Origin of the sequence: Ancylobacter radicis (assembly GCF_018449475.1) — a bacterium.
GTDB lineage: Bacteria > Pseudomonadota > Alphaproteobacteria > Rhizobiales > Xanthobacteraceae > Ancylobacter > Ancylobacter radicis.
Window position 1 is genome coordinate 214,995 of sequence record NZ_JAHCQH010000014.1, and the last position, 13,279, is coordinate 228,273.

Consider the following 13,279-nt stretch of genomic DNA (forward strand, 5'->3'; position numbering starts at 1 on the left):
CGTCAGTTCACCGCGTCGGTGCCGACGATCTGGTCGAGCGCGGCACGGTTGATGCGCGCGTCGAGATCGGTCTGCAACTGGACGAGATATTCGGTCATGAGGTCGTTCTCGATGCTCTGGCGCACATCGGCCAGCACCTTGGCGTCGAGATCGCCGCCGCTGGGCGTGGTCACGTTGAGCACCACGAACAGGATGCGGCTCTCGCCCCCCTCGGCGCTGGCGCTGCCGACCTTGCCCTGGTCGGTGTCGAACACGGCTTCGAGGATTTCCTGCGGCACGCCATCGGCGGCGCGGCCACGGCGCAGGCCGTTGGCGGCGCGCATTTCGAGCCCGGCCTCGGTCATGGCCGCGTCGAAGGCCTGGCCGGCAGCGATCTTGGCCTTCAGTTCCTCGACCTTCTGGTCGAGCGCCTGCGCGGCCTGGTCCTGCTTCCAGCGGTCGAGCACCTGCGCGCGCGCTTCCTCGAAAGTGCGGTCGCGCGGGGCGGTGACGGACTGAACCTCGTACCAGACATAGCCGCCATTCTGCGGCAGCTGGACCGGGTCGTTCTCGGCCCCGACCTCGCTGGCGAAGGCGCCGCGCAGCACATCGGCACGGCCCGGCAGGTCGCCGATCGAGGTGCCGTCCGGCGTCTGGCCCTGAATGTTGGTGTTGAGGGTCTGCACGCTCAGCCCGACCCTGGACGCGATCTCCGCCAGCTTGGCGCCGCTGGCCCGCTCATCCTCGACCTGGTCGTATTTGGCCAGCATGGCGCGCTGCGCCGCCTCAAGCTGGAGCTGGGTGCGAATCTCGGGGGCAACCTCGGCCAGCGGTTTGATGGTGGCGGGGGTGATGGCGCCGACATGCACGATCACCGGGCCGAAACGGCCGGTCACCACGCCGCTGGTGCCATCCGCCGGCAGGGCGAAGGCGGCATCGGCCACGGCCTTGTCGAAGATGTCGGTTTTCGTCACATCGCCGAGATCGACATCGGCCGGGGTCAGCTTGCGCTCGGCGACGAAGTCGGCAAAGGGCGTGCCGGCGGCGATGCGGTCGGCCGCGGCCTTGGCCTCATCCGCATTGGGGAACACGATCTGCTGCACCACGCGCTTTTCCGGCGTGCCGAAGCGGGTCAGGTTGTTGTTGTAGGCGGCCTCGACCTCGGCCTCGCTGACCTGCTCGCCGGCGGCGAGCGCCTGCGGGTTCAGGGTCAGAACATCGACGGTGCGGAACTCGGGCGCGCGGAAGGCGACCTTGCGGGCGTCGAAGAAGCTGCGCAGTTCCTCGTCGGTCGGGTCGGCCGGCGGCGTGATGTTGGCGGCGCGCAGCAGGGCGTAATTGACCGAACGCTCCTCCTTGTCGAAGCGCACCAGCGCGTCCTTAAGCACGGTCGGGACCGTGACGCCTCCACCCAGCGACTGGATGATCTGCTGGCGCAGCGCCAGCCGGCGCTCGGCATCGACGAAGCGCGCCTCGGTGTAGTTGTTCTGCCGCAGCAGATTGGCGAAATAGCCGGGATCGAAGGCACCGGAGGGGCCGAAGAAGGCCGGGTTCTGCTGCACGCGGCGGGCGATCTCCTCATCCGACAGCGCCAGACCGAGCGATTTGGCCCGGTCGTCGAGCGCGGCCTCGGCCAGGCGCTCGTTCAGCACCTGGTCGGGAATGCCAAAGGCGCGCGCCATCTCCGGCGTCAGGCCGCGCTTGAGCTGCTGGCTGATCTGCTGGAGGCGCTCCTGATAGACCTGACGGAATTCCGGGACGGTGATCTCGGTCGAGCCGATCGTCGCCAGCGTCTGGCCGCCGAAGCCGCGGAACACATCGGCGATGCCCCACACAGCAAAGCTGAGGATGAGGAGAACCATCAGAATTTTGGCGACTATTCCAGAGGCGCTTTTGCGCAGCGTATCAAGCATTGATCGACTCGTTGGGCGTCAGGCGGGCGACAGGCCCGGCACGCGAAAGGCGCGCATCATAGGGATGGGTCCGGTACGCTGCAATGTCGCACATCCCGTCATTTGCGGGCGCCGGTTCGGTCTGTTAACGCGGGGTCAGCGGTACGGGCGTTCTAGCGAGCGGGAAGGGTCATGTCGATGCGTCGTCCATTGGTGGCGGGTAACTGGAAGATGAACGGGCTGAAGGCGACGGTCGCGGAATTCGCGCGGATCGCGGAAGGCTATGACGCCGGGCTCCGCGCCAAGGCCGACCTGATGATCTGCCCGCCCGCCACGCTGCTCTCCACCCTCGCGGTGGTTGCGCTCGGCTCGCATGTCGGCATCGGCGCGCAGGATTGCCATGCCAAGGCGAGCGGGGCCCACACCGGGGATATTTCCGCCGAGATGATCGCCGATACCGGCGCCAGCGCCGTCATTGTCGGGCACTCGGAGCGCCGCGCCGACCATCATGAGAGCGACGCCATGGTGCACGCCAAGGCCGAGGCCGCCTGGCGGGCCGGGCTGCTCGCGGTGATCTGCGTCGGCGAGACCCGCACTGAACGCGAGGCGGGCGCGGCGCTCGACGTGGTGCGCGGCCAGCTCGCCGGCTCGCTGCCCGCCGGCGCCACGGCGGCGAACACCGTCATTGCCTATGAGCCGGTCTGGGCCATCGGCACCGGCCTCACCCCCACCCTTGCCGATATCGCGCAGATGCATGGCGACATGCGCGCCGTGCTGCTCGCGCGGTTCGGCGCGGAAGGGGCGGGGATGCGCCTGCTCTATGGCGGCTCGGTCAAGCCGGACAATGCGCGCGAGATTCTGGGCGTCGCCGATGTGGATGGCGCGCTGGTCGGCGGGGCCAGTCTGACGGCGGATACTTTTCTCCCAATCGCGCGCGCTTATCTGTAAGCGTGAACACGTTGTCCCGCACGGCACGCGCATGGCTGGAAACGCCGGGCGCAATCGTGTAGGAACGCGCCAACATTCGCGGCGGGCCTCTTTGCAGGTCCCGCCGCCGCAGGATTTTTGAAGGCGTCAGATGCAAACGGTACTCATCGTCATCCATCTCATGGTGGTGCTCGCCCTGATCGGCGTGGTGCTGATCCAGCGTTCCGAAGGCGGTGGGCTCGGCATTGGCGGCGGCGGTGGTGGCGGCGGCGGTTTCTTCAGCGCGCGCGGCACCGCCAACGTGCTCACCCGCGCCACGGCGATTCTCGCGGGCCTGTTCTTCGTCACCAGCCTCAGCCTGACCGTTCTGGCCGGCTGGGGTCGCGGCCCGACCACCATCTTCAACGCGCCGGCGACCACGGCTCCGGGCGCGCCCGTGCCGGGCGGCTCGGTGCTCGATCAGCTTCAGGGCGCCCAGCCCGCCCCGTCGGCGCCGGCCGCTCCCGCGGTGCCGCAGGTTCCGCAGTCGCAGTGATCGCCGCTGGCCGCTTCCCATGGGCTTCCATGGGGGCGGCTGACGGTCACTTTCCCGCAGGCGGGAGTTCGTTCGTGAAACGAGCTCTCGTCGAATCGCGTTTTTGCAGCTAGAAACCGAATTCCATGGCGCGCTACATCTTCATCACCGGCGGCGTCGTGTCCTCGCTCGGCAAGGGCCTCGCTTCCGCCGCTCTCGGTGCATTGCTGCAGGCCCGTGGTTACAAGACCCGGCTGCGCAAGCTCGACCCCTATCTGAACGTCGATCCGGGCACGATGAGCCCGTATCAGCACGGCGAAGTCTTCGTCACCGACGACGGGGCCGAGACCGATCTCGACCTCGGCCATTACGAGCGGTTCACCGGTCGTCCGGCCTCGCGGGCCGACAACATCACCACCGGCCGCATCTATCAGGACATCCTCGCCAAGGAGCGGCGCGGTGACTATCTGGGCGCGACCATCCAGGTCATTCCCCACGTCACCAACGCCATCAAGGACTTCGTCCTGACCGGCAATGAGGGCTACGATTTCGTGCTGGTGGAAATCGGCGGCACGGTCGGCGACATCGAGGCGATGCCGTTCCTGGAGGCGATCCGCCAGATCGGCCACGAGCTGCCGCGCAAGCACTGCATCTATGTGCATCTGACGCTGCTGCCCTTCATCCCCTCGGCCGGTGAGCTCAAGACCAAGCCGACCCAGCATTCGGTGAAGGAGCTGCGCTCCATCGGCATCGCGCCGGACATCCTGCTGTGCCGCACCGACCGCGAGATTCCGCGCGAGGAGCGCCGCAAGCTCGGCCTGTTCTGCAATGTGCGCGAGAGCGCCGTGATCGAGGCGCGCGACGCCGACAGCATCTATGCCGTGCCCTCCGCCTATCACGAGGCGGGGCTGGACACGGAAGTGCTGGCCGCCTTCGGCATCGAGCCGGCGCCCGAGCCCGATCTGTCCCGCTGGAAGAAGGTCGAGGCCGGCATCCGCAACCCGGAAGGGGCGGTGACGATCGCCATCGTCGGCAAGTACACGGGCATGAAGGACGCCTACAAGTCCCTCATCGAGGCGCTCACCCATGGCGGCCTCGCCAATAATGTCCGGGTGAATTTCGACTGGATCGAGAGCGAGATCTTCGAGCGCGAGGACCCCTCGCCGTTCCTCGAACATGTCCACGGCATCCTCGTGCCGGGCGGCTTCGGCCAGCGTGGCGCCGAGGGCAAGATTCGTGCGGCGCAATTCGCCCGCGAGCGGCGCGTGCCCTATCTCGGCATCTGCTTCGGCATGCAGATGGCGGTGATCGAGGCGACCCGCAATCTCGCCGGCGTCGGCCATGCCAACTCGACCGAGTTCGGCCCGACCGACGAGCCCGTCGTCGGCCTGCTCACCGAATGGCTGCGTGGCAATGAGCTGGAGCGCCGTGGCATCAATGGCGATCTCGGCGGCACGATGCGCCTCGGCGCCTATCCCGCCGCGCTTGCCGAGGGCAGCCGCGTCGCGGACATCTATGGCGCCAGCACCATCTCCGAGCGCCACCGCCACCGCTACGAGGTGAACCTCGCCTATCGCGAGCGGCTGGAGGCCTGCGGCATGCGCTTCTCGGGCATGTCGCCGGACGGGCTGCTGCCGGAGATCATCGAGTACCCGGACCATCCCTGGTTCGTCGGTGTGCAGTTCCACCCGGAGCTGAAGTCGCGCCCCTTCGAGCCGCACCCGCTATTCGCCTCCTTCATCGGCGCGGCGGCGGTACAAAGCCGGCTGTTCTGATCGCGGTTGCTGCTGCGTCATCTGTTCCGAATTAGTCGCACCCGCCGGGGTAATCACCCCCCGGCGGCATTCGGCTGTGGATCGCGTCGGACCCACGTGCTGTCATGGGCAGGCCATCCGTGCCCGAGCGGGTAGGGTGGTCCCTGGCGCCGCAGCGGTGCCCGCGATGCTGAGAAGGAGTGTGCCGGTGATCCGTGGCCTTGATCATGTCGTCCACGTCGTTCGCGATCTCGAAGCTGCCGGCGAATTCTACGACATGCTCGGATTCACCGTGGGGGCGCGCAACCGCCATCCCTGGGGCACGCATAACCGGCTGATCCAGCTTCCCGGCTTCTTCATCGAGATTCTGGAAGTCGCCGAGCCCGATTCCATCCCGGACTCGGCCGACGGCATTTTTTCGTTCGGCGGCTTCAACCGCGATTTCCTGGCGTCGGTCGGGCAGGGGCTCTCCATGCTGGTGCTGGAGGGCAACGACCCGGCGGCGGAAAAGGCCGAGTTCGATGCCGCCGGCTTTGGCGGGTTCGAGCTGTTCGACTTCTCCCGCGAGGGCAAGCGGCCGGACGGTTCCGATGTCGAGGTCTCCTTCAGCCTTGCCTTTGCCCGCGATCCCGCCTCGTCCCATGCCGGCTTCTTCACCTGCCTTCAGCGCAAGCCGGAGAATTTCTGGGCACCGGATCTCCAGCGGCACATGAATGGCAGCGCCGGGGTCGCCGGCGTCGTCCTGGTGGCGCCCGAGCCCGAGCCGCATCTGGCCTTTCTGGAAACCTTCATCGGCGCGCCGCTGCGCCGGGCGGTGGATGGCTGGTACATCGCCAAGACCCCGCGCGGCGATGTGGACCTGATGAGCCCGGCCCTGTTCACCGAACGCTTCGCCATCGCCCCGCCCACGGATGAGGGGATGCGCATTGCCGCCCTGCGGTTCGGCGTGGCGGATATCGACAAGACCCGCAAGCGGGTCTCCTCGTCCCGCATGTCGGCGGAGGAGATCGAGGGGCTGATCGTGATCGGGCCGGGCGCGGGCCTCGGCGCGACACTGCTGTTCGAGCAGGTCGGCTGATCCGATCAGGCCGAGCGGTCTACTTGAAAACAAAAGCCCCGGAATCACTTCCGGGGCTTTTTTCATGTCGCCCGTGAGGCTGTTCGCTCACAGAATCAAGTTCTGGCGAACAGCATCAGGGATCAGGAACTGGCGTTCTCCGGCAGGGCGCGGCTCTCGGCAACCGTGCGGCCGGGCAGCAGCGCCAGGGCGCGGCTGCGCAGGCTCGCCCAGGTGGCGAAGGCGTTGAGCGTAGAGCCTTCCAGCCAGCCGATGATGGCGGCGGCGAGGAAGGGCAGGCTCTGCACCGCCAGCGCGAAGGCGAACAGGTCGATCTCCAGCACCGCGTGCCAGTTGGTCATGCGCAGGCCGATGGCGGACAGCATCAGCCCGCCGCCGATCACCGCTTCCGGCAGCGCCGGGAAGGCGCGGGCCGCATCGGCCAGCCAGCTTCCCTTGGCGGTGCGGGCGAAGGCGAGGTCCTTGTAGCGGAACCCGTCATAGACCGCCTTGGCGACGGTGAACTGCACCGCCATGGCGGCGATGGCGGCGCCGACCATGCGCAGCGGCGTGGTGGCGACGCGCAGCCGGTACAGGGCGATGAAGTGCAGCACATAGATGCCGAAGCAGAACAGGATCGGCACGGTGAGGATGCGCTGCGGCACGGCGATGCCGAGGCCGAGCACGAAGGGCACGAACAGCAGCGAGAGGATCGCCACCAGCGCGCCGATGCTCTCCGAGCCGAGCCAGCTCACCCAGCCGATGGTGAATTCGCGGCGCTGCGAGGTGGTGAGGCGCGTGCCGCCATTGGGCAGCATGCGGGCCCAGTGCTTCTTGATGATCTGCATGCCGCCATAGGCCCAGCGGTGGCGCTGCTTCTTGAACGAGGCGAAATCGTCCGGCAGCAGGCCCCAGCCATAGCGGGTGTTGGTGTAGTGGCTTTTCCAGCCGCGCTCGACGATGCACAGGCCGAGATCGGTATCCTCGCAGATCGTGTCGCTCGACCAGTCGCCGGCCTCGACCATGGCGGCGCGGCGGATCAGGCACATGGTGCCGTGCACGACGATGGCGTCATGCTCGTTGCGCTGGACCATGCCGATGTCGAAGAAGCCGGCATATTCGGTGTTCATCGCCTCGTGCATGAGGCTGCGATCGGCGTCGCGGTGGTCCTGCGGCGCCTGCACGATGCCGACGGTCGGGTCCTCGAAGGTCGGCACCAGGTCGCGCAGCCAGTTCGGCGCCACGACATAGTCGGCGTCGATCACGCCGATGATCTCGGCGTCCGGCGCGGTCTGCTGCATGGCGACACGCAGCGCGCCGGCCTTGAAGCCCTCGACCTTGGGCAGGTTGATGAACTTGAAACGGTCGCCGAGCTCGCGGCAATAGGCCTCGATCGGCTCCCAGAAGGCCGGGTCCGGCGTGTTGTTGATGATGACCAGGCATTCGAAGTTCGGCCAGTCGAGCCGCGCCACGCTGTCCAGCGTCTCCTTCAGCATCTCCGGCGGCTCTTTATAGGCCGGAATATGGATGGAGACCTTGGGCGTGCGGGCCGGCAGGGCGGTCGGCGCGTCGCGCAGCAGGCGGCGCGGGGTGCGGCCAAATGCAATGGTCGCGAGTTCCTCGACCCGGTACAGCATGACGATGACCAGCGGCACCAGCAGCACGATGCTGATGACGAAGGTCACCTTGTTGCCGCCGACGACATAATGCGTCAGCCAGTGGTCGATCACAGTGGCGAGCCAGGCGCCGACCAGCGCGGCGGCGCCGGTCATGACGCTCGCCTGGGTGAAGGTCAGCCGGCCCATGCGGAAGACGGGGATCGAGAAGGCGATGCCGAGCAGCAGCGCGATCGCCGCCGTCGCGGTGTAGGTCGCCGGGACCAGCGGGCCGGAGAGCGGGAATTTCAGCTCGCGATTGGCGTCGAGCACGCCCCAGTACTGGCCGACGCTGCCCTCGAAGCTTTTCCACGGCGCGTCGAACGCCTCGATCAGATTATATTCGATGCCGAGCGCGTCGGCCCGCGAGGCGAAGCCGCGGATGATCTGCGCCTGCTCCAGCTCGCCGGGCACGGCGCCGTCGCGATTATAGCCGGCGCTGGGCCAGCCGAACTCGGCAACGACGATGCGCTTGCCGGGATAGGCGGCGCGCAGCCGCTCATAGATGCCGATCGAACGCTCGACGACCTGATCGGCCGGAACGCCTTCCCAATAGGGCAGGATATGCGCGGCGATATAGTCCACCGCCGAGACGAGTTCCGGGTGATCGAGCCACACGTCCCAGGTCTCGCCGGTGGTGACCGGAACGCTGGTCTGGCTCTTTACCTTGCGGATGATCTCGATCAGTTCTTCGGGGGTCTTTTCCGCGCGCAGGATCGACTCGTTGCCGACCACAATGCCGACCACGTTCGGGTTCTTGCGCGCCGCGTCGAGCGCGTTGGCGATCTCGCGGGCGTTGCGCTTCTCGTCGGTGTCGATCCATGCGCCGACGGTGGCCTTCAGCCCGTCCTCGGCGGCGATCTTGGCCACCAGTTCAAGCCCGCCGGTCGAGGCGTAGGTACGCACCGCCTTGGTATAGGGCGCCACCGCGTCGACGTCGGCGCGAACCTGCGCCTCCGTCGTCGGCTCGCCCTTATCGGGGTTCGCATCGCGGCCATAAGGCGCGAAGGACATGCTCTGGAATCGATCCGCGACGGAGGGGGCGGATACCTCCTCGCGCATGGCCAACCATACAAAAGCATGCACGGACGTGACTACCGCAAGCGCAGCGGCAGCGACACGAACAGCGGGACGCATGAGACAACCCACGGATGGAGTGAGATACCGGCGATATATAGTCCAAATTTAACGCGGTTGCAGCACATTCGTCGTGGCACTGCGGGAGGCTGATTCGCCTCCCTTTGTGTCAGAGCGCCACTGCAACGCATCGCGTCGTATAATTGTTCCGCTCTATGGCGGCGCCATGTCGCAGCCGGGGCTGCGCCATGATTTTATTGCGCTGCGGCAGGGGCGGCCGGAGCCGCCGGGGCGGGCGCCGGCGCGTCGGGATTGACCCAGCAGGAATGCACGCGCTCGGAGAGGCGCTCGGGCGACTTGGGATCGATATTGCCCTGCCGCACCAGGCAGCGGAACGCAATCTTGAGGTGCTCGGTCGGGCAGCCGAACCGCTCATAGAGGTCCATATGGCGGCGCGCCGTGTCGATGTCGTCGCGCCACAGCAGCATGGTGATGCGCCGGCCGCTCCACACGCATTCGGGCAGGCCGGCATTGCCGGGAAGCTTGGCCGCCTCGGCATATTCCTCGACCGAGCGGCGCTGGGCCTCTTCCTTGGCCTGATCCTCCGGCGACTTCTGTTCGGCCGGCTTCGGCTCGGGCGCGCTGCTCTGCGCCAGTGCTCCGCCATGAAGGGCGGCCGTCAGGATAACGCCGCCAACAAGGGCGGCGGCAAGGGTACGAACTGAGCACAACATGGCGGAAAGTGTCACACCGTAAACGAGAGACTGCGGGAGCCGACGGACAGTAGGTGAAGACGTGGAATTTGTCAGCATGACGACACAGCGCCACCCATGTGACGAACCACGTGACGAATAGGCTTAACGGGCGACTTTTCCCCGCCTCTTGCGAAAGCTACAAAGCCCCGCTACCCGCCTGCCGCAGCTTGCCCATCCGCCCGCCGGAGATTTCCCATGCGTCTTCCCATCGCCCTTGCGCTCGCCGTCGGTGCGGCGATCGTCGCCATCTGGGCCTGGCTGGGGCACCCGGTGCCGGCGCCGTCCTCGCCGCTGGCCGCCGGCGAGAAGCTGCCCTGCGTCTCCTACGCGCCGTTCCGGCCGGGCCAGTCGCCCTTCATGACGGGGCTGGTGATCCCGCCCGAGCAGATCGACGACGATTTCGAGCGCCTCGCCAAGATCACCCACTGCGTGCGCACCTATTCCACCGAGATGGGCCTCGACGTGGTGCCGGAACTCGCCCGCAAGCACGGGCTCACCGTGCTTCAGGGCATCTGGATCGGCCGCAACCCGGCCGACAACCGGATCGAGATCGACGAGGCGGTGAAGGCGGCGCAGCAGAACCCGGACGTCATCAAGGCGGTCATCGTCGGCAATGAAGTGCTGCTGCGCGGCGAGCAGACAGCCATCGACCTCGCGGCGATGATCAAGGAAGTGCGCGCCAAGGTGCCGGCGCAGGTGCAGGTCACCTATGCCGATGTGTGGGAGTTCTGGGAACGCAACCGCGACCTCGCCAACTCGGTCGATTTCGTCACCGTCCACATCCTGCCCTTCTGGGAGGACCTGCCGGTCGCGGCCGAGGAATCCGTCGCCCATCTCGGCGAGATCCGCGAGCATGTCGGGCAGATCTTCGCCGGCAAGGAGATCCTCATCGGCGAGACCGGCTGGCCGAGCGAGGGGCGGATGCGCGAGGGCGCGCTGCCCTCGCCCTCCAATCAGGCCCGCGTCATTCAAGAACTGCTGGCGCTGGCCAAGGCGAAGAACTACCGGCTCAATGTCATCGAAGCGTTCGACCAGCCGTGGAAGCGCGCTTCCGAGGGCACGGTCGGCGGCCATTGGGGCTTCCTCGACGCCTATACGCGCGATTTCAAATTCGCCTGGGGACAGGCGGTGTCGGATCACCCGAACTGGATCGCGCAGGCGCTGGGCGGGGTGATCTTCGCTTTCGCGGTGTTCGGCGCGGCGCTTCAGGGCCGGCGCGCCGCCGGGGTCGCGCCGCCGCACCCGCGTCACTGGTTCGCGGTGGCCGGCATCGCCTTCTTCGGCGGCCTGCTTTATCCGCGCCTCGTCGTCACCGTGCCGGTGGAGAGCCTCGCGGTCGGCGGCTGGGTCCGCGCCATCGCCATGCTGGTTCTGGCGCTCGCCGCCCCGCTCGCCTGCGCCGCCGCCATTGGCGCACGCACCCGCCTCGTCACGCTGGCGGTGGCGCTAAACCCGTCCTCCGTGCCCGGCACGTCGCGGCTGGAAAAGCTGGTCGCCTTCCTGCTTGCCGCCTCGCTGGTGCTGGTGGTGCAGATCGCCTTCGGGCTGGTGTTCGACCCGCGCTACAAGGATTTCCAGTTCGCCGGCCTGACCCCGATCGTCGCCGCCTTCGCCTTCTATGCGCTGGTGGCGCCGGCGCCCCGGCAGGAGAACGGCCGGCAGGCGGAAATGCTGGCGGCGGCCATCCTGTTCGGCAGCGGCCTCTACATCCCGATCAACGAGACCGTCGCCAACTGGCAGGCGCTGTGGACCGGCGGGCTGGTTCTCGCCCTCGCGCTCACGCTGTGGCGCCTCGCCACGGCCGGGCGAACGAGATGAGCAGCAGCCCGGCGGCCAGCGCCGAGAGGTTGTTGTTGTACATCACGACGCCGATCGACGTGGCCATCAGGGCAAGGGTGAAGACCAGCAGCGACGGGCGGATGAACTGGATCACCGCGAGGCTGATCGCGGCGATGCCGAAGACCGAATAGCCATAGAGCGTGATGACCATCTCGCGGGTTTCGCAGGTCATGGTCTCCATGCCCCGGCAGGCGAGGCCGATGGCCGACTGTTCCACCAGCGCGTAGCGCATATAGATCGCCCAGCCGAGCGCGAAGGCGCCCAGGGCAATGATGACATTGGCGGCGCGGGAGCTGGGCAGGAAGTTGCGGTAAGCCACGATCGGTCCTCCTCGAACGGGGATTCCATCGCATGGCGGGCGGCAACGATCAATTCGTCCCGATGGGGACGGCTACCGGGGCGCGCCATGGTGCGCTAAACAGCGGCCCTCTTCAGTCCAGGAGATCCACGCGGATGCGCAGCCTGCTCGTCATCGTCCTTGCCGCCGGGGAGGGCACCCGCATGCGCTCCACCAAGCCGAAGGTGCTGCACGCTGTGGCGAACCGGCCGATGCTGGCCCATGTGCTCGACGCGGCGCTGCACGCGGGCGCCAGCCGGCTCGCCGTGGTGATCGGGCCGGACCATGACGCGGTGGCGGCGCAGGTGCGTCAGGCGGCGCCGCAGGCCGCCACTTTCGTTCAGGCCGAGCGCCGGGGCACCGCCCATGCCGTGCTGGCGGCGCGGCAGGCGCTGGCGGAGGGCGTCGACGATGTCGTCGTCATGTATGGCGACACGCCGCTGGTCCGTCCCGAGACTATCGCCGCCCTGCGCGCGCCCCTTGCCGAGGGCGCGGCCGTGGCTGTGCTCGGATTCCGCCCGGCGGACCCGTTCGGTTATGGGCGGCTGGTGACCGACAAGGGCGAACTCCTCGCCATTCGCGAGGAGAAGGAGGCGAGCGAGGCAGAGCGGCAGATCACCCTGTGCAATGCCGGGCTGATGGCGTTTGACGGGCGCGTGGTGCTCGATCTGCTCGACCGGGTGTCCGACGCCAACGCCAAGAAGGAATTCTACCTCACCGACGCGGTGGAGATCGCCCGCGCGCTGGGCCGTTCCGCCGCTGTCGTCGAGGTGGCCGTCGAAGAGGTCGCCGGTGTGAACAGTCGGGCGCAACTGGCTGAGGCGGAATCGATTCTCCAAGTTCGGCTGCGCGCGCGGGCACTGGAAGGTGGAGCCACGCTGGTCGCGCCCGAGACGGTTTTCCTCAGCGCCGATACGGTGATCGGCCGCGATGTGGTGATCGAGCCCAATGTCGTGTTCGGGCCGGGCGTCACCGTTGAGGACGGCGCCACCATCCGCGCCTTCAGCCATGTCGAGGGTGCCCATGTCGGCGCGGGCGCCATTGTCGGCCCGTTCGCCCGGCTGCGCCCCGGCGCGGTGCTGGGGCAGGGGGTGCATGTCGGCAATTTCGTGGAGATCAAGGCCGCCGACCTCGCGCCGGGCGTGAAGGTCAATCACCTGTCCTATGTCGGGGATGCCAGCGTCGGCGCGAACACCAATGTCGGCGCGGGCACCATCACCTGCAATTATGACGGCTTCCGCAAGCACCGCACCACCATCGGCGCCAATGCCTTCATCGGTACCAACACGCTGCTGGTCGCGCCGGTGAGCGTGGGCGACGGCGCCTATGTCGGCACGGGCTCGGTCATCACCGAGAATGTGCCGGAGGATGCGCTGGCCATCGGCCGGGCGCGGCAGGTCAACAAGCCGGGCTGGGCGGTGCGGCTGCGCGAGCGGCTGTCGGCCGGTCTCGCCCCGAAGAAGTGAGCCGGCGCCGTGCCTTCCGGCGATACG

At 67.6% G+C, this 13,279-nt stretch carries 10 protein-coding genes; 6 read left to right on the top strand and 4 right to left on the bottom strand.

Translation table 11 applies throughout. The annotated features are described in order from the left end of the window. Positions 1–2: 2 nt before the first annotated feature. A complete protein-coding gene (locus KIP89_RS04260) occupies positions 3–1,892 on the bottom strand; it encodes a peptidylprolyl isomerase (protein WP_213754167.1) in 1,890 nt (629 codons plus the stop codon). A gap of 171 nt (positions 1,893–2,063) precedes the next feature. On the opposite strand from KIP89_RS04260, the gene tpiA reads away from it, so the two are divergent. The 4 genes from tpiA (at position 2,064) to KIP89_RS04280 (ending at position 6,144) form a co-directional block, all read left to right on the top strand. Further along, positions 2,064–2,819 (top strand): triose-phosphate isomerase, encoded by a 756-nt coding sequence (tpiA, locus tag KIP89_RS04265; RefSeq protein WP_213754168.1) that lies wholly within the window; start codon positions 2,064–2,066, stop codon positions 2,817–2,819. 130 nt (positions 2,820–2,949) lie between these two features. Then, positions 2,950–3,333, top strand: a complete 384-nt coding sequence (gene secG, locus KIP89_RS04270) for a preprotein translocase subunit SecG (protein WP_213754169.1) — start codon at positions 2,950–2,952, stop codon at positions 3,331–3,333. A gap of 125 nt (positions 3,334–3,458) precedes the next feature. After that, complete coding sequence (gene pyrG, locus KIP89_RS04275; RefSeq protein WP_213754170.1) at positions 3,459–5,087, top strand: CTP synthase; 1,629 nt, start codon at positions 3,459–3,461, stop codon at positions 5,085–5,087. 187 nt (positions 5,088–5,274) lie between these two features. Further along, positions 5,275–6,144 (top strand): VOC family protein, encoded by an 870-nt coding sequence (locus KIP89_RS04280; protein ID WP_369807044.1) that lies wholly within the window; start codon positions 5,275–5,277, stop codon positions 6,142–6,144. A gap of 122 nt (positions 6,145–6,266) precedes the next feature. Here KIP89_RS04280 and KIP89_RS04285 read toward each other — a convergent pair whose 3' ends face one another. Together KIP89_RS04285 and KIP89_RS04290 are read right to left on the bottom strand one after the other, a co-directional pair. Next, positions 6,267–8,792 (bottom strand): glycosyltransferase, encoded by a 2,526-nt coding sequence (locus tag KIP89_RS04285; protein ID WP_250152184.1) that lies wholly within the window; start codon positions 8,790–8,792, stop codon positions 6,267–6,269. A 317-nt stretch (positions 8,793–9,109) separates the two neighbouring features. Continuing rightward, on the bottom strand, positions 9,110–9,589 hold the full coding sequence (locus KIP89_RS04290; protein WP_213754173.1) for a hypothetical protein: 480 nt from the start codon (positions 9,587–9,589) through the stop codon (positions 9,110–9,112). Between the two features lie 216 nt (positions 9,590–9,805). On the opposite strand from KIP89_RS04290, the gene KIP89_RS04295 reads away from it, so the two are divergent. Beyond that, a complete protein-coding gene (locus tag KIP89_RS04295) occupies positions 9,806–11,428 on the top strand; it encodes a glycoside hydrolase family 17 protein (protein ID WP_213754174.1) in 1,623 nt (540 codons plus the stop codon). On the opposite strand, the gene KIP89_RS04300 is transcribed toward KIP89_RS04295, so the two are convergent. After that, the gene (locus tag KIP89_RS04300; RefSeq protein WP_213754175.1) at positions 11,388–11,768 is read right to left on the bottom strand and encodes a hypothetical protein; all 381 of its coding nucleotides are present in this window, start codon (positions 11,766–11,768) and stop codon (positions 11,388–11,390) included. The two genes, KIP89_RS04295 and KIP89_RS04300, sit on opposite strands and share 41 nt — an antisense overlap. A gap of 134 nt (positions 11,769–11,902) precedes the next feature. Here KIP89_RS04300 and glmU point away from each other — a divergent pair, with 134 nt between their 5' ends. Next, a complete protein-coding gene (glmU, locus tag KIP89_RS04305; RefSeq protein ID WP_213754176.1) occupies positions 11,903–13,252 on the top strand; it encodes a bifunctional UDP-N-acetylglucosamine diphosphorylase/glucosamine-1-phosphate N-acetyltransferase GlmU in 1,350 nt (449 codons plus the stop codon). Positions 13,253–13,279: the final 27 nt, after the last annotated feature.

Coding starts and splice junctions, on each gene's coding strand:
- KIP89_RS04260 (WP_213754167.1), bottom strand. CDS start 1,892: ATGCTTGATACGCTGCGCAAAAGCGCCTCTGGAATAGTCGCCAAAATT.
- tpiA (WP_213754168.1), top strand. CDS start 2,064: ATGTCGATGCGTCGTCCATTGGTGGCGGGTAACTGGAAGATGAACGGG.
- secG (WP_213754169.1), top strand. CDS start 2,950: ATGCAAACGGTACTCATCGTCATCCATCTCATGGTGGTGCTCGCCCTG.
- pyrG (WP_213754170.1), top strand. CDS start 3,459: ATGGCGCGCTACATCTTCATCACCGGCGGCGTCGTGTCCTCGCTCGGC.
- KIP89_RS04285 (WP_250152184.1), bottom strand. CDS start 8,792: ATGTCCTTCGCGCCTTATGGCCGCGATGCGAACCCCGATAAGGGCGAG.
- KIP89_RS04290 (WP_213754173.1), bottom strand. CDS start 9,589: ATGTTGTGCTCAGTTCGTACCCTTGCCGCCGCCCTTGTTGGCGGCGTT.
- KIP89_RS04295 (WP_213754174.1), top strand. CDS start 9,806: ATGCGTCTTCCCATCGCCCTTGCGCTCGCCGTCGGTGCGGCGATCGTC.
- glmU (WP_213754176.1), top strand. CDS start 11,903: ATGCGCAGCCTGCTCGTCATCGTCCTTGCCGCCGGGGAGGGCACCCGC.